12 protein-coding genes and 1 pseudogene are annotated in these 21,301 nt (G+C 37.0%); all 13 read left to right on the plus strand.

Going from position 1 to position 21,301, the window contains the following annotated elements:
- Positions 1-315: 315 nt before the first annotated feature.
- The 13 genes and pseudogenes from ACFSFW_RS11510 to ACFSFW_RS11570 all read left to right on the plus strand — a co-directional run bounded on the left by ACFSFW_RS11510 (position 316) and on the right by ACFSFW_RS11570 (position 21,192).
- Positions 316-2,541 carry an FIMAH domain-containing protein gene (locus ACFSFW_RS11510; protein WP_388038309.1) on the plus strand — a complete coding sequence of 742 codons (2,226 nt, stop codon included), beginning with the start codon at positions 316-318 and terminating at the stop codon, positions 2,539-2,541.
- Positions 2,542-2,673: 132 nt separating this feature from the next.
- A pseudogene (locus ACFSFW_RS11515) lies at positions 2,674-3,282 on the plus strand (transposase); the annotation flags it as partial.
- Positions 3,283-3,392: 110 nt separating this feature from the next.
- Positions 3,393-5,729, plus strand: a complete 2,337-nt coding sequence (locus tag ACFSFW_RS11520) for a helix-turn-helix domain-containing protein (RefSeq protein ID WP_388038312.1) — start codon at positions 3,393-3,395, stop codon at positions 5,727-5,729.
- Between the two features lie 251 nt (positions 5,730-5,980).
- On the plus strand, positions 5,981-7,384 hold the full coding sequence (locus tag ACFSFW_RS11525; protein ID WP_304219531.1) for an MFS transporter: 1,404 nt from the start codon (positions 5,981-5,983) through the stop codon (positions 7,382-7,384).
- A 123-nt stretch (positions 7,385-7,507) separates the two neighbouring features.
- Complete coding sequence (locus ACFSFW_RS11530; RefSeq protein ID WP_304219533.1) at positions 7,508-8,695, plus strand: amidohydrolase; 1,188 nt, start codon at positions 7,508-7,510, stop codon at positions 8,693-8,695.
- A 340-nt stretch (positions 8,696-9,035) separates the two neighbouring features.
- Positions 9,036-10,103, plus strand: a complete 1,068-nt coding sequence (locus ACFSFW_RS11535; protein ID WP_304219535.1) for a Wadjet anti-phage system protein JetD domain-containing protein — start codon at positions 9,036-9,038, stop codon at positions 10,101-10,103.
- Complete coding sequence (locus ACFSFW_RS11540) at positions 10,094-11,608, plus strand: hypothetical protein (protein WP_388038316.1); 1,515 nt, start codon at positions 10,094-10,096, stop codon at positions 11,606-11,608. The genes ACFSFW_RS11535 and ACFSFW_RS11540 overlap by 10 nt, the downstream gene beginning before the upstream one ends.
- Positions 11,605-12,351, plus strand: coding sequence for a DUF6063 family protein (locus ACFSFW_RS11545; RefSeq protein WP_099354439.1), 747 nt, complete (start codon positions 11,605-11,607; stop codon positions 12,349-12,351). The genes ACFSFW_RS11540 and ACFSFW_RS11545 overlap by 4 nt, the downstream gene beginning before the upstream one ends.
- Entirely contained in the window at positions 12,329-16,795 is a 4,467-nt protein-coding gene (locus ACFSFW_RS11550) for a hypothetical protein (protein WP_388038320.1), read from the plus strand. The genes ACFSFW_RS11545 and ACFSFW_RS11550 overlap by 23 nt, the downstream gene beginning before the upstream one ends.
- Before the next feature lie 255 nt (positions 16,796-17,050).
- The gene (locus ACFSFW_RS11555) at positions 17,051-19,453 is read left to right on the plus strand and encodes a tetratricopeptide repeat protein (RefSeq protein WP_388038322.1); all 2,403 of its coding nucleotides are present in this window, start codon (positions 17,051-17,053) and stop codon (positions 19,451-19,453) included.
- 15 nt (positions 19,454-19,468) lie between these two features.
- A complete protein-coding gene (locus tag ACFSFW_RS11560) occupies positions 19,469-19,951 on the plus strand; it encodes a peptidoglycan recognition protein family protein (protein WP_388038876.1) in 483 nt (160 codons plus the stop codon).
- 194 nt (positions 19,952-20,145) lie between these two features.
- The gene (locus tag ACFSFW_RS11565; protein WP_304219546.1) at positions 20,146-20,445 is read left to right on the plus strand and encodes a hypothetical protein; all 300 of its coding nucleotides are present in this window, start codon (positions 20,146-20,148) and stop codon (positions 20,443-20,445) included.
- A 102-nt stretch (positions 20,446-20,547) separates the two neighbouring features.
- Entirely contained in the window at positions 20,548-21,192 is a 645-nt protein-coding gene (locus ACFSFW_RS11570) for an HAD-IA family hydrolase (RefSeq protein WP_388038325.1), read from the plus strand.
- The last annotated feature ends 109 nt before the right edge of the window (positions 21,193-21,301 follow it).

Consider the following 21,301-nt stretch of genomic DNA (forward strand, 5'->3'; position numbering starts at 1 on the left):
TATAATTAATATCAACATTAAACTTAAAAAGAACCTAAAATTAAGTATCAATTGATAATTATATCCGTTACCGTAATCAAGAAAGTAAAGTAATTCGTAACAGTTGTTTGGTAGTGGTTCATAAGAACTATAAAAAGACGTTGAGTCTTCATGTTCCAAATATTTCCCTAAGACTATATTCCTGTATTATTTTTGGGCTATTTATCGTCATATCCATATAATTTTAGATTTGTTACCTTTAAAATATACCAAAAAGAAGGAGGGATCTTAGTAACCGACATATAATAAAAACTTTAATAAAAAGGAGCGAATAAAATGAGAGCGTTTACAAAGGGGTTTGTAATTTTATTAGCTGTAGGTGTGTTAATTGTTTCTTCTCTACTCTATAGTTTGCCCGTTCATGCAGAAGTAGAAAAAAGATTTAAAGACCCTATTAATTTGGGGTCTACTATTCAAAGCATTGCAATCTATGATTCTACCTATGGCACTGAAAATGGAAGAGATATGATGTATACAACTGCTAGTGGAGACCCAGCTATTTTTCAGGTTATCGATCTTGAAAGCCAGGAAGTAGTTAGGACATATCCTTTAGAAGGAACGGGGGCAGTTTGGACACATATTACGGTACCAAATGGCAATGTCTATATTGGGGGCAATGGGTATCTTTATGAATATTCCCCAGATACACAGGAAGTAAAAAATGTTGGGGGTATAGGAGAAACTGTTGTATACGGTTTATCTTATGATGATAAAGGTCGGGTTTATTTTGGTTCATACCCGAATGCAAAAGCTGGACGATATGATCCAAATAACGGGGAGATGAAAGACTATGGATCGGTTGCTCCGGGACAGAGCTACTCGCGATCCACGGCATATCACAATGGTTACTTATATGTAGGTATCGGTGTTGACAATCGAATCGTGAAATTGAATGTGGATACAGGTGAGTATGAATCAATAGCGGTACCAGATCATGTTGTACCTGGAAGCAGTGTTTGGCAATTAGACGCAGCAGGAAAGTATATCATTGCGGGTGTTGGCGGTGGTAGTAATACACTTCTCTTTTATGATACAGAAACAGGCCAATGGAGTGACAAATACTATACAAACAATAAAGGGTTACGCCTGATTCATGGCCTTCCAGGAAGCAATAAAGTCTACTTCTTGCAAGGTAGTAGATTAAAGGAGGTAGACCTGGATACCCTAGAAGCGGTTGATACAGGAGTCGTGTTTGGAACCTTTTTACGAAATACAACGTGGGTTGAAGTTGAAAATGATCCTGACTTACCTGGACAATCATTAGTTACCGTTCAATTTGGTGGCCAAGTCAGTTATTTTAATTTACAAACCAAAAAAGTAAAAACCATTCAATATCCAATTGTCGGTAATCCAATTCCTATACAAACGTTAGAGAAAGGTCCCGAGGGTAATTTATATTTAAGCGGTTATCCAGGAGGAAAGGGTGCAGTGTATAATCCCGAAACAAATGAGTACAAAAATTTCACCTTGGGGCAAGCAGAAGGTATGGTACCCCTTGGCAACAAAATGTATTTTGGGGTTTATCCAGGTGCTACCATTTTTGAAATGGATCCTATTAACCCAGCACTCTCTGCAAAACAAATTTATGATATTCCTAATCAGGACCGACCATTTATAATGTCTGCAGTCAACGATCAATTATATATTGGTACCATACCGGATTATGGCCATTTGGGAGGTTCATTAACAGTACTTGATCCTACCGGTGCAAAAGATCCAGTCGTGTATGAAAATGTTGTCCATAATCAAGCTATTGCAGGGTTGGAAGAAGTAAATGGAAAGCTATATGGTTCAACGACCGTTGCTGGCGGATTAGGAATAGACCCTACAGAGCCTGCAGCTAAAATATTCGTATGGGATATAGAAAAAGGTGAAAAAATTACGGAGTTTGTTCCGGAAATACCAGGAGTTACCGTTCAACCGAAGCTGATTAGTGGAATGAGCTTGGGACCAGACGGGTTATTATGGTCAGCAGCGGGTGGATCAATCTTTGCAATGGATCCGGAAAGCTTAGAAATAGTGAAGAGTAAAAACGTTTATCCTGAAGTAAAAGATTATGGAAGATGGAGACCCATTCATATACGCTGGAGTGAGGACGGACTGATGTACACAACTCTTGCCGGTAATCTAACAGTAATCGACCCTGAGACCCTGGAATCTAAAAAGCTAGCTGAAACTGAGTTGATGACGATAGGTGATGATGGAAATATTTATTATGCAGACAAAGCGAATCTAATGAAAGTTGAAGTAGCAGAAACGTTAGAATCTGCGCTGAAATTTATCAAAAAGCATGCTAATGAGGGAGATATTACAAATTCATTAAGTATGCAATTGTCTAATTCTTTAACTTCAGCAATCCATCATCGGGACATGGGCAGACAAGAACAAGCTTTAAAACATTTACAAGATGCGATCAAACAATTTGAGAATGCAAAAGAAACAGATATAGCCGAACATATATCTATTAAATTGCAAAGAATCCTTGAATCAATCGAAATGTAAAAAGCAGAACCATCCTAACTGAGATATGCCAAAAGCATAACAGTTGGGATAGTTCTCTTTACTTTATTGGAACAAAGCTTATAAGAATGAAATAGTTGTCCTTTGTTCAGTTTTGGTTTCAACCTTCAGAATGGTAGTGAACAAAACTATAATGATATCCTTTCCAATAGAAAACGAGAAGCACTTATTACTTATAACATGTTTTTGAAGGAGCAGAACAAAAAGTATAAGCAAAACATATTTAATCCTGACAATTGGCATTATGATGAAGAAACAGATACATATGCATGCCCTAATCATAAACGGCTTAATTTTCAATATCATTCTATTCGCACTGATCGTACAGGCTTTGAACGGAAGTTCAAAATCTATGAGTGCGAGGATTGTACGGGATGCCCATTCCGTTTATCATGTACAAAAGTCAAAGAAGGCAACAATCGAAAATTAAGGGTGAATGAAAAGTGGGAACATCAAAAAGAATATGTAAGAGCGAAGCTTTCAGAAGAGAAAACGAGTGCCATCTATCGAAAACGAAAGATCGATATGGAACCAGTTTTTGGATTCTTGAAGGCTAATTTGCGTTTCTCCCGATTTTCTGTACGGGGAAAATCGAAGGTGGAAAACGAAATGGGTCTAGCTTTAATGGCAGTGAAATTAAGAAAATTCACTTTTTTTCAATATTCGAAGCTGGTTATGTCCCAGCCTCTTTTTCGTGAAATTATTATTTCCAACCGTTTATAATTACAGGGAAGAATGATTAATTGTTCAACAAAGCCTAAATTTTTGAAAATATATTCATACTATGAATGTTAATGATCATGATATGAACGAACAAGTTAGGAGTGAGTGGAATGGACGGTTCCTTTTCAGATTTTCAACTATCATTTCAACATATTAAGTTACTCGTTCCACGAATAAATAAAGGGATACAATTTATTCTGGTCATTAGTGGAAAATTAAAAATAGAGACTTCTAGTCGTTTCTATCATATGGAAGAAAATGATTTGCTTGTCATTAATCGAAATCAGCTCTACCAGGTTCAAGGAGATGAAGATAATCGGGTCATGATTTTATCGATTTCTGATAGTTTCATGGACCATCATTATGCTGACTATCGAAATCAGCAGTTTGAATGTTATTCAAGGGAAATTGATCTTGGAAGAGAAGAGATGATTCATGCCATTCGCAAGCTACTGGCTAATGTGATGATTAGCTATTACAGACAAGATGAATGCTACCGAATAGAAGTGAAAAGCTATATCTGTCAAATTCTACTTATTTTGATTCGGGGTTTTAAAGGAGTAGGAAGCGTCGTCCAGAAAATAGATACAGAGGATCAACGCCTCTTGCAAATCATTGACTTTATGGAAAGAAATTATGATCAAATGATCACGTTAGATGAGGTTGCACAGAAATACTTTCTGTCAAAAAGCTATCTTTCCCGCTACTTCAAACAGAAAATGGGAATGGGATTTAGTCGTTATTTAACGGCAATCAGACTTAAGCGTTGTTTGAAGGATTTACTTTATACCACTGACTCTATTTCACAAATTGCTATGAATAATGGCTTTCCAAACACAAAATCGTTTACCACCTTTTTTAAAGAAGAACACGGAATGACACCCCATGCCTATCGAGAGAGCCATTCGGTCCAAAAAGAGGATTCGGTTCTTAGCTATACGAAGGAAGATGCTTCAAATTTAATCCAATCTTCAGAGATTATTGCGAGACTAAGTCGTTTGAATGAAGATGACCAAAAACCTTATAACCATACAGAGACAAGATATGAAAAGCTATCGATAACCTTGTCTGAAGCTAAATCAGTGAATTTACAATATCCTGAACATACATTGATTGTGGGAGAAATTTTTGAACTCTTAAAGGAAGATGTTCGTTCTCAAATAATAGAGGTCAAAAAGGATTTGCAATTAAAGTATATCGGAGTTCATCGTCTCATGAGTAATACTGTTATCCCTCCTGAAGTTGAGACGGATGAAGAGATTCCGACAACATCACCCTATTTTAATATTGATAGTGCTTTGGAATTTATGAAAAAGCATGATTTATCATTATTTATTCGTGCCGATTATCTAGATATTTCAAGAAATGAAGAACAATACTTTTCAAAACTTCTTCAATTCATCAGACATTGTATACAGCTTTATGGCGAATCGTTTGTTAAGCACTGGCATGTAATCTTTCATGAGCCATATTATACAGGTGTTCAAGCAAGTGAACTTCAGAGAGTTTATTTAAAATTACATAAGGTGTTAAAAGCGCTACTTCCTTCAATTCAGGTCGGTGTATATATGCCATTTTCTTTCCGTAAAGAAAAGACGGGAGTTCATCATGATTGGCAGCTAGAACATGGCGAGTTTATTGATTTTATCGGTTATAATGCGAATCAAAATGAGGTCATAGATTTTAAAGATATGGCGGGTATGAAAATTGATTTAGCTGAAAGTTACATCAAAGAAAAAACAAACAAGCTGAAGCTCTATTTAAAGAAACACCATCTAGAAAAACCACTTCATCTCGTTTCATGGAACACATTGTCAGGCAATACTCGGTATACGAATGGAACGTTTTTTCGAGGAGCATTGCTGTTGAAAAATGTATTGGATATCTCCAATGACGTGAAATCAGTTGCTCTCTGGATTAACACCATTGCACATGAGGATGCCGGGAAAGACCCACGTTATCGAATGGACGCGGTTGAATTATTCCATTACTTAAAAGGAAAACGTCCAGCGTATTTTGCATTGATGTTTTTGAAACGTCTAAGTGGCGAAATTGTTGCACAGGATAAGGATTATGTGATGACAAGGAATGAGCAGGGATATCAGTTGATCCTGTTGAACTGTAATATTATTAATCCTTATCTTTCGATTGAAGAGACGTTTCTGCAAAAACTTAATAAAGAAATTTACGTCACGATTTCTGGAATTCCGAAAGGAGACTATCAAATACGTAAGCATGTGTTTGATAAAAATCACGGAGCCCTATACACAAAGTGGTGGCGATTGAATAGTAAGTATGGTTTGGATGCTGAAATTATTGACTATATTATCAATTCCAGCAGACCATCCTTAGAAATCTTTGATGAGTCGATTGTAGATGATTGGTCTTTTTATTCCTACTTAACAAGCAATGCCGTTCACTTTTTTGAAATTCGAAAAGTTTACTAGTAAGAGTGTTCAATAATACCGTTATTGGCCAGCACGATATGTGTCTGGCCATTCTTTATTCCCATTTATGAGAAGGATAAATGACAATAATCTACCCCTTATTTTTTCATTAATAATATGACAGGTTAATATTTTTACTCTTTTGTATAGTGATTTGCACAATTAATGACTCTCTAGTTTAAGCCTAAATTTCTATAATACAAGTATAGAAACGAAACAAAAATTCTAGGAGAAAAAATGGGGGTTATACAATGGAGACAACATATAAAGGTACAGATAAGTTAATTACAGGTATTGTGTTCGGGGTTATCACGTTCTGGCTTTTTGCACAGGCGATGGTCAATGTCGTTCCGGCTGTTCAATCGGATTTAGGAATATCATATGGAACGCTAAACATTGCCATAAGTTTAACAGCCTTATTCTCAGGTATGTTTATCGTAGCGGCTGGTGGGCTCGCAGATAAAGTTGGACGCAAAAAAATTACGTATATTGGCTTAATTTTGAGTGTTATCGGTTCTTTATGTCTTGTACTAGCGCAAGGTTCAGTTTTATTAATTATCGGACGTATCATTCAAGGTATTTCCGCAGCTTGTATTATGCCAGCAACGATTGCTTTAATGAAAGCTTACTTTGATGGAAAAGAAAGACAGCGTGCTCTTAGTTACTGGTCAATTGGATCTTGGGGTGGTTCAGGTGTCTGTTCATTCGCTGGTGGTGCAATCGCGACATATATGGGATGGAGATGGATCTTTATCTTTTCCATTATTTTTGCTCTTCTTGCGATGTGGTTAATTAAAGATACACCTGAAAGCAAGGTAAAAGGCAATGGTGTTTTTAAATTTGATTATAGTGGTTTAGCTATCTTTATCATTACAATGATTGCCTTGAACGTATTTATTACTTTTGGTGCAGATCTAGGTTGGACAAGTCCTATCACGATTCTTCTTGCAGTAGTAACGATAGTTGGAGCCATTGTCTTCTTCAAAGTAGAAAAAGGAAAGTCTATCGCACTTATTGATTTTTCATTATTTAAAAATAAACCTTATGCGGGTGCAACCTACTCAAACTTCTTATTAAATGCGATAGCTGGGACACTAGTTGTGGCGAATACCTATGTTCAAGTCGGTCGAGGATTCACTGCATTTCAATCAGGAATGCTATCAATTGGATATTTAATCGTTGTTCTTGCAATGATTCGTGTTGGAGAAAAAATCTTGCAAAGAGTAGGAGCGAAATCACCAATGGTCTGGGGTGCAATAATAACAACCGTTGGTGTAGCAATTATGGGTCTAACCTTCTTACCAGATCTTGCGTATACAGTAGTCGTATTTATTGGATTTGTTTTATTCGGTCTTGGGCTTGGAGTATATGCTACTCCATCTACTGATACTTCTGTTTCAAATGCTCCCTCAGATAAAGTTGGGGAAGCTGCCGGGGTTTACAAAATGGCAAGCTCACTAGGAAGTGCGATTGGAGTAGCTATTTCCGCAACGGTTTATAGCTCAGTAGCAGCAGCTGGAAGTGTTGAGTTAGCTGCATCAGTAGGGATTATCGTTAATGTGATCTTTGGTATCCTATCGATTCTTTCAATTACATTCATGGTACCAAAAGATGCTGGTAAAACTTCAGACGTTTCATTAGATAAAACAGCATAAACACAAATAGGTTGCTAGATTGAAAGTAGAATTTAAATAGAAGTCCGATTCAGCTCATTTTTATAATTTGGTATAGAATGATGAATTCTTTCATTCTATACCGCCAAAAAGGAGACGAACATGATGAAAAGTGAATTAATGAGCATGCTAGAATCACGTAAAGAGGAAATGATTAATATCCGTCGGTATTTACATGAAAATCCTGAGATTTCATTTAAAGAGGAAAAAACAGCTCAATTTATTGCGGATTTTTACAAGGGAAAAGATGTTGAAGTTCATACTAATGTTGGAAATGGTTATGGTATTATCGTAACGATTAAAGGTGGAAAACCCGGAAAAACCATTGGTCTACGCGCAGATTTTGATGCTCTTCCCATTGTAGAAGAAACGGATGTACCGTTTAAATCAAAGAATGAGGGCGTTATGCATGCATGTGGACATGATGGACACACTGCCTACTTATTAGTTTTAGCGGATTGCTTAATTCAATTAAAAGACTCCATTCCAGGTACAATTAAAATCATTCACCAACATGCAGAAGAAGTTCCGCCTGGTGGAGCGAAAAGTATCGTAGAGTCTGGTTTAATAGATGACTTAGATGCTGTATACGGCATTCATTTATTACCAATGGGACCGGCAGGTACAGTAGGATATCATGCTGGATATTCCTTTAATGGACGAGCTTATATGAAATTAAAAGTGCAAGGAAGAGGCGGGCACGGATCATCCCCACATCTAGCTAACGATGCGATCGTTGCTGCTGCTCATTTTGTTACAGCTTCACAAACTATTATTAGTCGGAGATTAAGCCCATTTGATATCGGTGTTATCACAATTGGTTCTTTTGATGGAAAAGGCACATTCAATGTAATCAAGGATAGTGTTGAGCTTGAAGGTGATATTCGCTATATGACGGTAGAAACAAAAGAAACAATTGAGAAGGAAGTGAAGCGGATTGTAAGAGGAATAGAAGAAGAGTTCGGTGTAACTTGTGAGCTCACTTATCTTCCAGATTATCCACCTTTATACAATAACCCTGAGCTAACTGCTAAGGTTGCAGAAAGTTTACGAAGCATGGACGATAAGGATATTAAAGAAGTAAAAGAGTTCCCTGCAATGTCTCCATCTGAGGATTTTGCATATTATGCTGAAAAATTCCCAGCATGCTTTTTCTACATTGCGTGCACTCCAAAAGGAGTAGAAAATCCATATTTTAATCACCATCCAAAATTTGATATCGATGAGGATGCCCTTCTCGTAGCTGCGAAAGCTGTTGGACAAGTTGTCTGCAATTATTATCAATTAGATTAATAGTGAGAGTAAGAATCCATATCACATACTTTTGATTAGTATGTGATATGGATTTTTTGTATATAGGCAAGGGTTTTGTAACTCTATATTTTAAATTACAACGAGCCAAAAATAGGCAATGTATTTCATAATATGCCTATTTTCGGCTTTTTTTCAAACGGTATCATAAGCCAGTACAACCTATTATAAAAAATATATAAAGGACACTGAAGGATAAATAGATACTAGAAGAAAAATCCATTTACCTGCTTTTAAATAACTAGTTTATAATAAAAAGATATCCCTTTTTTGGATAAATAGGTTTTATTCTTTGGTAATAAGAAGATACAAGTAGGTGAGTATGATCAATATCATTGAAGCAAGGGTGAGAGGTTTTATCGAGGATATTCAGCACCCGAAGCAGAAAAAGAAGATTAATATAAATGATTTAGAGCTTCAGTTACGGAAGCTTTTGGATGACTATTTTGATATGGACGGGTATTCATTGTTCTATCAATCAATTGAAGCATTGCAAACTGAAGGGGTACTGACTCCGATTCTAAATAAACAACATAATGGAAGAACACCATCACTTTCCTTATATTACTGGGTGAATATTAAGGTACAGGAAGACAAATGGGATCGTCTCGAAATGATGAAATTAAGCGATATATTTGATTTTTCCTATTATGAGCATCATCCTGAATGGCAAACGAAAGAGGAATGGATGCGAATCCAAAATGTATATACATTTTTAAAGTCCATTCCAGAACGGGAAATTGTATCCGTTGAGGAAAGAAGCCTCGAACTCTTTGGACATGAAAAGTTTTTACTGGACTCTGATAGTTTCCCTGAGGGAAAAGGCTTTTTAGCGAGAATTGGAATATCTGAAGACCAGCTAAAAATGGTGAATTATGGGGAGCCTTTTGTCTTCTGGTTGAAGCAAGGAAAAGAAATACATGATATTCGAAGGGTCCTTATTGTTGAAAATCTATCATTCTTTCATACATCCATTAAGCTATTGGAAGCTAATCAACTAGATTATGAACCAGAACTTATTATTTATGGTGAAGGAACGAAAATTGAACGGAGTTTTTCCTATTTTTTTCGAATGTTTCCATCAAAGCCGTATTTATTCTATTATGCAGGCGATTTAGACGCGGCAGGGTACGGAATCCTCATTAGGTTGATTGAAAAATATCCGGATTGCTCGATTCAGCCAGCCTTGAAAATTTACCGCAAAATGCTCGATTGTTTCGAACAAAAGAATGAGCAAAAACAAGGGCAATCACAAAACCTTAAATACCGTGATGCGTTTTTTCAATGGTTTACTGAGGAGGAGCAAGCACGATTACTCCAATTATGGGAAGAAAATAAACGGATTCCACAGGAAGTACTAACAAGCGAAACATGGAGGAGATGGATGTGAACGAGTCATGGGAAGGATTTGCTCAGAGAATGCAACGATTGAATCCTCTGTTTGAGCTTGGAAGGGGAATGGACATAGGGGAGCTAAAACCACATATCCAGACCATTCTTATGCAGGTGCTCCTCACCATCTTTTACCGAGAATTAAATGATGACGACAATAGACGTAAATCTGATATTAAGTATATGGTTGAAGATACAATCAAGGAGATGAAGCTTTTAGCAGACGAAAAACAAATCGATCGAATTACAAGCGGACTTCTGTATCAAGGAAAAGAAGAGTTTAGTAAACCATTTGAAGCGCTATATTACGATGAAATAAGAGGTTCATGGGAGACGCAAACCTTCCGATATGTCACAATGGATGAACTCTATACGAATTTAGAGATAGGCAGCTCCATTGTTTATAAGCTCACAGAGGTTGCTCAAGAGATGATCTTTATGAGCAGAGAAATGGCAGAGGAATTCTCGATTACTATTGAGCAGCTCTATAGTATGCAGCTTATTAAGAATGGGAACTTCAGAAAGGCTACCCGAAACCTCGACCACCTTATTTCACGAGTGAACCGCTTAATGGCAAGGGAGTTTTCTTTTCAAAAGGAAGTGATTAACAATCCCAAGATCCTTTTAATTGAAGAGGAATGGCAAAGGGCTGACAATCGAGAAGAAATTGAAAACCAATTTGAAGAAGAAAAAAATCATTTCCGTACGATTACTAGTATGATTGAAAAAACGAAACGAAGGAACGAGGAAGATGATTATATTCAGAAGGAACTGATTCTTCTCCAGGAAAAAATTGGCCATACAAGGCAATTGCATGATCGGTTTGCAAAGCTTGTTATTCAAAATATTTCCTATGAGATGAAGCTGAAAGTAGAAAACCCTTCCTTGTTTTGGGAAAACAGCCTCGTTTCATTTCGAGAGCATTTTTATGAAAATTGGTTCATGAAGGAAGGCTTTAATCGCTTTGATGAAATTGAAAATGTTCTCTCTCCTTTATTTTCGCCGAAGAATGAGTTTGTTTTGCCTCTTGATTGGATTTGGGGTGAACAAGAATTCGATGAAAATCCTCAACCTGATGTAGTTGAAGAAGAGGAACCAAAAGAAACCATCACAACTCAGCGCGTGACGAACTGGGATTCTGTTATTAAGGCTTGGAGCTTTGTTTTTCAATATTTACAAACACACCGTGAGTTTTCTCTAGCGGATCTATCGGATTTACCATTAGAGGTGCAGGATTTATGGTTAGAGGAATCAGAAACAATTGATTTATGGATGATGTTTGATAAAAAGCCACTGAAAATTCAAGTCATCCATCGGAAAGAAGAGTCATTAGGTGATGAAAGGGAAATCCTTCTTTATAAGTTAATGAAGGAATATCCCCAATTTCAAATGTTTGAGGGCATGAAGATTTATACAGAATTTGATCATCGAGCGGAACCACTCCTTTGGCATCGAATGAAAATAACCCCTTTTAAAATTTGTGTACAGGAGGAGAAGCGATGAACACAGAAACAATCAAAAAAGCATCGACTGTTTATTTTACTCTCTTAAAAGATAAAGTTATTGACGAAAACAGTGAGCATTTTCAAACTTATTTTGATCCGGAAGTAAGGCAAACGGTCCTTTTATTGGCAGATGAATCAGGTACATATATTATTGAAGCACCAAAGCGCATTCACTTGGTTGTCCAGCCTACCGGATCTGTCTTTGCTACTAATTTCACTCATATGAAAGATAAACATCGGCAAGTCGAAACGAAAAAACATTTCCATCTTATGAGTATCATTATTATGTCCTTTTTAGCAAGCATCGACCGGAACCAAGCTGCTAAAGTTCGTACAAAGCGGGAAGGTATAAGCTATTACGCATTAGAACGTCAAGTCAACGACCTTATGATGAATTGGGATAGCCTTCTGAAAGGGAACCCTCGTTTTGGTGAAGAAGAACGAATTGATATGAAGGAAGCTGTAACAACCTGGAAGTACATGGAGGTTGACACAGACGATTATAGAATGAAGAAAGGCAATCGCCGTACGAGAATTGGTTTAATTGCGAGTAGTATGCGGTTATTAGAGACGGAAGGTTTGATTGTTATTCTAGACCGGGACGATGTTCCAAAGGTGATTCCTAAGAATGAGCTATTTGAGCGTATTGAATACCTCTATCACGATTATGACCGTTATGAAATGTTTAAAAAATTGATGACAACAGAGGAGGATGAGCATGCCGAAAATTCATCGAATTAGAATTGTTGGCCTTAAGTATGATGGCATGCAAAAGCAATATAAGGATACTACCTTCAATTTCCATAATGAGCAAACATCATCAAATGGACTTATAGCGATGATGAACGGTGGTGGAAAAGGGGTGTTTTTGCAAACAATCTTTCAAATCATAAAGCCAGGCACAGCATGGGGTAAGCAAAATAATCGGTATTATCAGCAGTTCTTTTTTAATAATAAAGAGCAGTTTATTCCTTATACGTTTCATGTCGCCATGGAGTGGGAATTAGACGGGGCTGACCGAAGGCATTTGATCACTGGGGGCATGTTCTCAGCAGAACAACGGATTTCCATGAGTGATGAGGGTGAAAATGAAAGAAAGTCATTGGAGCAAGAAGCGAAAATCCTTCCGAATATTACCTTTTATACAAGAGAATTTGAACGGAACGAAGTAGCAGCCCTTGAGCATATTCCGCTCTATGAAAATGATGCAGTGGCGGACACAGAAGAATTAAAGGATTATTTAAAATGGAATGGCTATGATGTTTACCGAGATACGAAGAAACATTTTCGCATCCTAGATACATATGGGATTAACCGTAAAGACTGGGATATTATGAAGGATATCAATAAAGATGAAGGTGGAGTTGGAAAATACTTTGAAGGAGCGGAGGATGACCATTCCTTATTCCAAAAAAGAATCATTCCGACGGTTAGTCAGGTGTTACATCGAACCGAGCATCAAAAGAACGATCTCGTGGAAATCTTCAAAAGTCAGGCAAGCATCGCGAAGGACCTGCCGATCCTATTAAAAAGAGAACAAGCCCACAAGGAGTTCCTAGAGGATATTGTCCCATTTGAAGAGCACCTAGCAAAAGGAATCGAACATAAGGAAATTGTGGAAGAAAGCATTAAAGTAGGTAGACAATTTCTCGGAGCTTTAGAACATTTAAAGCAAATGGAAGAAGAAACACAGCTCCATTTAGAGAAGGAAATGGAAAAATTAACGGAAAAGCAAGAGGATTTACGCTTTCAAAAGGACAATTTGGAGTACGCCAAAGCCCATCAAGAGGTTTTAGGCTGGGAAAAGAAGGTAGAAGAAGAAAAGAAGAAACATACAACCTTAGAGGGTGTTGTTGTAGAAAAACAACAACGAAAAGATGAACTCGCTTTTCAACTTCTTTTGAAAGAGTGGCATGAATTCGAACAAACCATTCGCTCTCTTTCACAACAGATTGCAACACTGGAGCAAAATAGTGGCCTAGAGCAAGTGAATCAAAGAATGGATGAGATTAAAAAAGAAGTAACGGTGGAGTGGGAGCAAGCCTTTCAAAAATTACAAGAAGCTGTGAAGCAACATTTTGGCTATCAAAAGTTCTTAAAGAAAAAAGGGTTAGAACTTTCTAGGCAGGATAAACAAATGACAACAGAAATTGCTCAAGTTTCTACGGAAATTGATTTCCTCTATACTCAAATTCATGCCTTTGAGACGAAGGAAGAGGCACTTATTGAAGAATATGGCGACCGCTTAACCTATGATTTAAAGGGTTTCATCGAAAGTTTGATGAAACAAAAAGAGGAGAAAAAGACTAGACTCATAGAGCTAAAAGCTGAGGAAAAAGCATCGAGTGACAGACAAAATCAACTTGCTGAGACACATGGAACGCTTGTTCAATCGATTCAGTATTCAGAAGAAAAATGGGAAGAATTAAAGGCAGCAAATGAAGTTCAGAAGCAGAAGGAAACAAAGCTATACGATAAGCTCCATGGGCTGTTGACTGATATATCGCTCCCATTTACAAACTCTCTGTTATCGAATTATTCGATGCAGATTGAAGAAATGCTTGGACAAAATCGACAAGAAGGGGAGTTAATAAAAAAAGAGCTTTGGGAATCTCAGCTCGACCATTCCTTAAATGATGAACCTTTTTGGATTGCTAATAAGGATGTGAAGGAATTAAAGGAATGGATTGATGAAAAAACAGGCATTGATGTGTTTTATGGTTCGCAATTTCTTCAGTCATTAAGTACCGAGGAAATGGCAAATCACCTCATTACTTACCCATTTCTTCCCTATGGATTAGTCGTCAACCAGCATCAATGGCAAAAAATAAATCAGCAGGTTCTCTCAGTAAGATTGTTTAACAGTCCAGTTCCGATTTTTTTACGTGAGGATATGAACGGAAACGAAAATGCTCATGCACCTTTTGTAATGATTAATGGTACAGAAAGAGAGCTACTTACAGATAAAAATCAATTCACCAATTGGAAAATCAAGATCGCGAAAAACATAGAAGAAAAGAAAGATACCCTCATTGAAATCGAAAAAACAGAAAACTCACTTCGTAGGATTTTAAAAGAAATCGATCGATTTCTATCAAGCGATCTTTCTATTGATATGGAAAAGGCAATCAATCAAGAACTGCATACGATTCAATTGAAAAAAGTAAAACTACAGGACATCACGAAACAAACCGAAAAAGAAAAGGAACTACAACTCCAGCTGAAGGAGCAACTGGAGAAAGCTTTAAGAAAGATAGACAAGCTTTCAAAGGATGTAGACGTGTTAGAGGATTTTGAACGGGAAAGATCGATCCACGAGGAAAACAAACGGGTGAAGTTGGAGAAGGAGAAACAAAAGAAAACACTCGTTGTCAAACAACAGGAAATCGGTAAAGAGCATGAAATGATTGTTGGCCTAGAATCCCAGTGGAACCAAACCTATTTGGAATGGAAGCTAAAAACGGAACAAAATATAAAAGAGATTGCCAATTTTATAGATGGAGCGACTTTTCCTTCTGATGAAAAAGCAGACCAAAGTGAGGAGATTCCCCGTCTATCTCCCCATCTATTAGAAGAGATAAATGGAAGCATGGATGAACTAAAACAGCTTCAAAAATCAAAGGAAGAGCAGGCCAGGGAATTACTTATTATTCAGGCTAAGAAAGAATCTGAGCAGAAGCAGCAAAAGAAATTAGAGAAAAAACTGAATGCAATCGGACAGAATTGGAATGAAGCACCGGAGCCAAATGAACCGATTAGTATATTAGAAACAATGCTACAAACTGCACAAAAGGAAGCAAAACGAGCAGAAAAGGAAGAACGTGAACAGGGTACAGCTGTAACGAAAGCAGAAACGACCCTGGAACATGAGAAGGAACAGCGTGCCAAGGCAGGGAAAAAAGTTACAAAGCTTGAAAAACAGCCAGAAGAATGGGAAGACCTTGACTTAAAGATAAAAGAAATCGAAATAAAAGACCAAACGAAGAAAACAAAAGATGAGATTAAACAGACTGAGAAGCTTCAAAAAGAAACAGAAACCAAAATAACTGGCTATGAAGGGGATTTATTAACCTTATCTGTTATCCTCAAGGAAGAAGCAACAATATTCACAAATGATGAGATAGAAAAAATCAAGAGCCAGGGAAAAGCGTGTATCTTAGCATGGTGTGATGAGCATCAGGCCATTCAGGAGGAAGGCCAGGAGAAGCATGCGAAAATTGAGCAATCATTGCGTAATTTAAAACTGACGATTGAAGGCAAGGATTGGGAGATTCGCTTCAAAAATGAGGTATTAACGACACTAGATCATTTGGATACTAGGCACTATACTCATATCCAAAGCGTCGTAAAGAATATGAAACTTTTTTCACAAAGCGGTTTGGAGCAATTAGAACGTGACAAGGAAAGGGCGGAGAAGGCTCAAAACTTCTGGGCAAGTCGTGCCAGTATGAAGGTGATGAGTATTTCAGAGGCGATCCGTTCGATGGTTGCAAAAATGAAGCTGAAAAATGAACGAGGTTCATTCCCACTTGTTCAGCTAAGAGAGGATATTTTACCAAAACGGCCAGAGGACGTCGAGCCATTATTGAAACAGCATTTCGTATCGTCCATTAACAAAATTACGAAGCAATTTGATATGATTGATGACCAGAATCGAGTGTTAGACCAAGAAATAAAAGAGCTCATTAGTGATGAGCAAATTTTATTTGTCTCTCTTCGGAATCGATATCCGGAGTTGCTCGTCTATAATATGAGAACAGATAATGCCTTTATGTACGGAAAACCGCAAAGAGAGCATTACTCGACATGGCAGACGATTAATCAAGGCTCGAAGACGAAATCCGATGGGAGCGGAGGACAAAAACTATCAGCCCGTATGGTCATGATGATGATGTTATTATCTGTTAAGAGCGAAACGGACCAGAGTTGGGTTCCGTTAGTGTGTGATAATCCATTTGGACAAGCGGCATCGGCCCATGTCCTTGACCCAATTTTCGCCGTTGCAGAGAAGCTGAAATTCCAATTTATCGTCGTTACTCCACCAGAGTTGGTGAAAACGGAGATCAGCCAACGATTCGATGCTTATTACAAACTAGATTTCATTCGTGAAAATGGAAAAGAAATTGTTTCCGACACGATTGTTCCAGCGTTTCGGATCTATCAGGGTGAAAAAGTAGGTCAATAGAGCAGTTATACATTTATAGAGGGAAATATCACTATAGCCTTGACCGCCAGGGGGCACAAAGAAAGAATCCATTTTGATAAATCTTTTTCAAAATGGATTCTTTTTATCTAATTAGATAGATTTGTATTTTTTTAGGTTAATTATACCAAAAAAAGCAGAAGGAATGATAGAATATACCCATGAAAAAGTACTCAGCGGTGTTTAGAAAAACTTGGTTTAGAAGAGTATAGAGATCCTGGTTGGAGAGGTAAAGAAATGAAAATAGACTTACTTGAACTATTAGAAGAAGAGGATACATACACGGGTCGTCAAAAAGAATTAGATTTGTTTTTTGATTCGTTGGAAAGTAAACAGTGGAATGAGTATAAGATCCTTTCCTATTATGGGGTCGGAGGAATTGGGAAAACGGAATTGCGTAAGGAAATAATGAAGAAATTGGAGAACGGCTCCGAAGCGGAATCCACTTATATTGACTTTGAAACCAACGAACTGCAACAGGTAGAAAAAGCGCTTGTCTATTTAAGAACAGAAATTGGTAAAAAATATGGGGTACAGTTTACACTATTTGATGCTGCCTACATCATCTACATGGAAAAAACAAACAATGCTGTTACCATAAATGAAAAGACGTTGCCTTTTATTGAAAAAGGTACCTGGTTAGCTGATTTTGTTAATATAGTAGCAGATAACACCTATGTATCGATTGGGACGAGACTGATTAATACGATCTCAAAACGATTAGCAAATTATCTATCAAAAGAAGATATGATGAAGATACGCAAATTCGAATCCTTACCAGAGCATAAACTACTAAAACTATTACCGTTCATTTTCGCAGAAGACTTGGAAAAATACCTAATGAAATCAGATCATAAATTCGTCATTTTTATTGATACATATGAATCTTTATGGACGGACCAGAGAATGAAGGCTTATGATTTTGGAGTAGATGGATGGATACGAGATTTGGTGAGACAACTTCCTAATGTGTTTTGGGTAGTATTTGGCCGAGAACCAATTGATTGGGGACGTTATGAAGAAGTATGGAATCTTTATATTGGTCAAGTGCCACTTGACGCATTATCAGAAGCAGAAACAAAAGAACTATTACGAAAACACCAAATTTTTGATGAGGCCATTCAGAATGAAATTTATCGAAATTCCGAGGGGCACCCCTATTCTATTAAACTATCAATTGATACATATGATACTATATCAACTAATCGTGTTCCGGTTGTATCCGATTTTAATGGATTAAAAACGCCAGTTCAGTTATTTGAAAGATTTATTAGATATCTTTTAGTACCTGAAAAACAGGCGTTAGAATTATTAGCACTCACGACTGGATGGGACCTTGAAACATTTGAGGCGTTAATGAATAATTTTCGAATACAAATGAATGAGGATGATCATTATAATTTGACTCGATTTTCATTTATTACGACACTAGATGGCGATACATGGGATATGCATCGATTAATGCGAGATAGTCTAATTGACTATCAACCACCTCAAAAAGTGGTAAAAGGTAGAACATTTTTATTTGATTATTATAAAGAAAAACTATCAAAAAAACTGGTTAGAAACGATACGCATTACGCTGGTAAAATCATTAATCAAGCATTTCACCAAGGCTTTCTGTTAATGGAGCAAGGAGAAATTTCACAGTCTTCCTTTATTGATTGGTTTAGGGATTACGATATTGTCTTTTTAAATAGTAAGGCAAATTATTTAACATTGCCTCTTTTAAACCAGTTAAGAACATTCTTAGAGAACAGTTCCAATAGCGAGGCTCAAAAATATTTAGGTGTTATTCTCTATGATCTTGCTTTTGTCTATATGCATGAAAATCGCGATTACAAGAAAGCAGAGCCGCTATTTAAGGAGGCTTTGGAGCTTCGTGAACAGAAATTTCCTGATGATAAATTAATGCTTGCAAAATCTTATTTTGGATTAGCCACTCTGTATCAACGAATGGGCCGAAATCTAGAAGCGGAAGAACTTCATTTAAAGGCCTTTTCGTTACGAGAACAATATTGTGATTCATCCAATTTAATCGGTCTAGCATATTCTTCTAATGGACTAGCTATGCTTTATCAAAATAAGAAGGATTATGAAAAAGCATTAGAGTATTATGGAAAAGCACTTAACATCTATGAAACTCTGAATAAATCAGATTATGGTAACATTTCGACCAGCATGATGAACTTAATTAGCTGTTACCATGAATTGCATCAATACGATATGGCCTATGAATTTTCCAACAAGGTTATGGACATTGTAAAGAATGACGAGAATTTTAACCCAATCAATTATGCAAAGGCATTAAATGTAGTTGCTATTACAAAAACGGCTTTTGGTCATTATGATGAAGCACTTGAATTCCTTCAAAATTCCTATGACATTTTTAACAGTCGACTAGGAGAAGAAAGTTTAGAAGTGTCAAAAGTATTGCATAACATGTCGATAACATTTAAGTTGTTAAAAAACGAAATCAAAAGCATTGATAATATGAACAAGTGCCTTGAAATAAAAAATAGAATGGTTAGCGTAGAGACTCTAAGCGAGGATAATTTAAACTATCGCTATAGCCAGGAAATGAATCTGTTATTACAAGAAGACCAGCTTGATTATGATCAATTGAAATTTAACTTTTAGTAGGTGAGCAGCATGATTACGATTAAGCCGAACAACTTTCATTTTAAGGAACCGTTTGAGGAATTAGAGAAAATTGAAAAATTGATCATTCATCATACGTCACGAGTTGATTTTACACTAGAAAAAACACACCAATTTCATCAAAATGAAAGAGGCTGGAGCGGCATCGGGTATAACTATTTCATTGAAAAAGATGGAACCATTTTCGAAGGCAGAGGACTCCATGTGGGAGCCCATACGTACGGGTATAATCGGAAAACTCTTGGCATCTGTGCAACAGGCGATTTTGATATTGAGTATCCTACAAGCGCGCAGATTACATCTTTAATTGATATTTGTCACTATTTTATGGAACAATACCTCCTTCAACCTAAGGATGTTCTTGGGCACCGAGAACTTGAGGGCTTCGACTATACAACATGTCCTGGAACGTTATTTAACATGAATGAATTTCGGACGATGCTGGAAAACGCACAAGTAGGAGTCTCAAAAGCTTAGCTAGGGGTTTTTATGTCAAATTAAACATAGAAAAAGTCAGACAAGCATAGAATGAAATAGATTAGCATAGTGCTGGTAATCGATACAGAATTAAAAAAATGATAGACTTTGGGTAGTAAACTGGTCAAAATCGATGGTCCAACCTGAGTAAGGAATATATAGAGTAGAGTTAGTAGCGGATTGGAGGAAAAAGGATGATACCAAAAGAAGAAACATTTGATGAGTTCCTGACGAATTCATTTGCCAATGATGTATATTTTCGGGAGTTAAGGTTATCCCAAGAAGAAGCAGACTATGTGTTAAAAAAGTTTCCAAAAGCTAGTATGAAAAAGTGTGACACGACGGAATCACCAGATGGAAAGTGCTGGTATGAAGTTAATCTACTACCTCTTGAAAAGACTACATCAAATGACTCTCAAGACCTTGAATCTGAAAATCAGCGACTCAAAGAGGAATTAGAAGCATTAAAAAGATCTCTATCTCCTATAAAATAAGAATCTGAAGAAACTTGTTCAATTAACTTCCGGACGAGTTTCTTTTTTTATGCATATTTTTGAAATGCGGTGATAGTTTATAGGAGACTTTTCAGACAGCCTTTGTACATAAAGCTTTATTTTCATGAGCATCATTCCTATAATGGTATGTACTATGTAAAAGAGAGAGGGATTCACATTAATATTCTATGGGATTTTGACGGAACATTGTTTAACACCTATCCAGCACTGGTCAAGGGTTTTATCCATTTAAGCAGCAAGGATTTGGATCCGAGCGAGGTTCTAAAATGGCTAAAGGTCAACTCAAAAGTGGCCTTTCAGCATTATGGAATTGATGAAAGCAAGCGAGAGGAATACATCAAGCTTTATAATCAATACTCTTTTGACAGCCGTCCGTTTGAACAACTAGAAGAGGTTTTACAAATTGCGGATAACAATTTTATCGTTACGCACCGCGACAAGGAGTCCACTTTGTCCCTCTTGGAAAAGTTTAAGTTATTACATTATTTTAAGGTGGTTGTTTCCGTCGAGGAAGAGGGCTTTGAGCGGAAACCACATGCAGCGTCATATCAACATGTAATCAAGGATTATCCCATTGATTTAGTGATCGGTGATCGTGAGTTAGATTTAATTCCTGCTCGAGAATTAGGAATTAAAACCGTTGCCTTTGAAAATCCGGATATTGAGGCGGACTTTCACATTGACAACTATGCGGACTTCAGAACGAACGTCCTACCCTATCTATAAATATTCATTTCAAGGGCTGACTGCTTTGGGACAGGCCCTGTTTTTATACGTTTATAAAATACGAAACTCATGGCTAACCTAAGACTGATGATGGATTAAAATCGGGGTG

Origin of the sequence: Ferdinandcohnia salidurans (assembly GCF_042680725.1) — a bacterium.
GTDB lineage: Bacteria > Bacillota > Bacilli > Bacillales > Bacillaceae_L > Ferdinandcohnia > Ferdinandcohnia salidurans.

Bases quoted from the DNA above. Each gene is read 5' to 3' on its own strand.
- ACFSFW_RS11510 (WP_388038309.1), top strand. From the start codon at position 316: ATGAGAGCGTTTACAAAGGGGTTTGTAATTTTATTAGCTGTAGGTGTG.
- ACFSFW_RS11520 (WP_388038312.1), top strand. From the start codon at position 3,393: ATGGACGGTTCCTTTTCAGATTTTCAACTATCATTTCAACATATTAAG.
- ACFSFW_RS11525 (WP_304219531.1), top strand. From the start codon at position 5,981: ATGGAGACAACATATAAAGGTACAGATAAGTTAATTACAGGTATTGTG.
- ACFSFW_RS11530 (WP_304219533.1), top strand. From the start codon at position 7,508: ATGAAAAGTGAATTAATGAGCATGCTAGAATCACGTAAAGAGGAAATG.
- ACFSFW_RS11535 (WP_304219535.1), top strand. From the start codon at position 9,036: ATGATCAATATCATTGAAGCAAGGGTGAGAGGTTTTATCGAGGATATT.
- ACFSFW_RS11540 (WP_388038316.1), top strand. From the start codon at position 10,094: ATGGATGTGAACGAGTCATGGGAAGGATTTGCTCAGAGAATGCAACGA.
- ACFSFW_RS11545 (WP_099354439.1), top strand. From the start codon at position 11,605: ATGAACACAGAAACAATCAAAAAAGCATCGACTGTTTATTTTACTCTC.
- ACFSFW_RS11550 (WP_388038320.1), top strand. From the start codon at position 12,329: ATGCCGAAAATTCATCGAATTAGAATTGTTGGCCTTAAGTATGATGGC.
- ACFSFW_RS11555 (WP_388038322.1), top strand. From the start codon at position 17,051: ATGAAAATAGACTTACTTGAACTATTAGAAGAAGAGGATACATACACG.
- ACFSFW_RS11565 (WP_304219546.1), top strand. From the start codon at position 20,146: ATGATACCAAAAGAAGAAACATTTGATGAGTTCCTGACGAATTCATTT.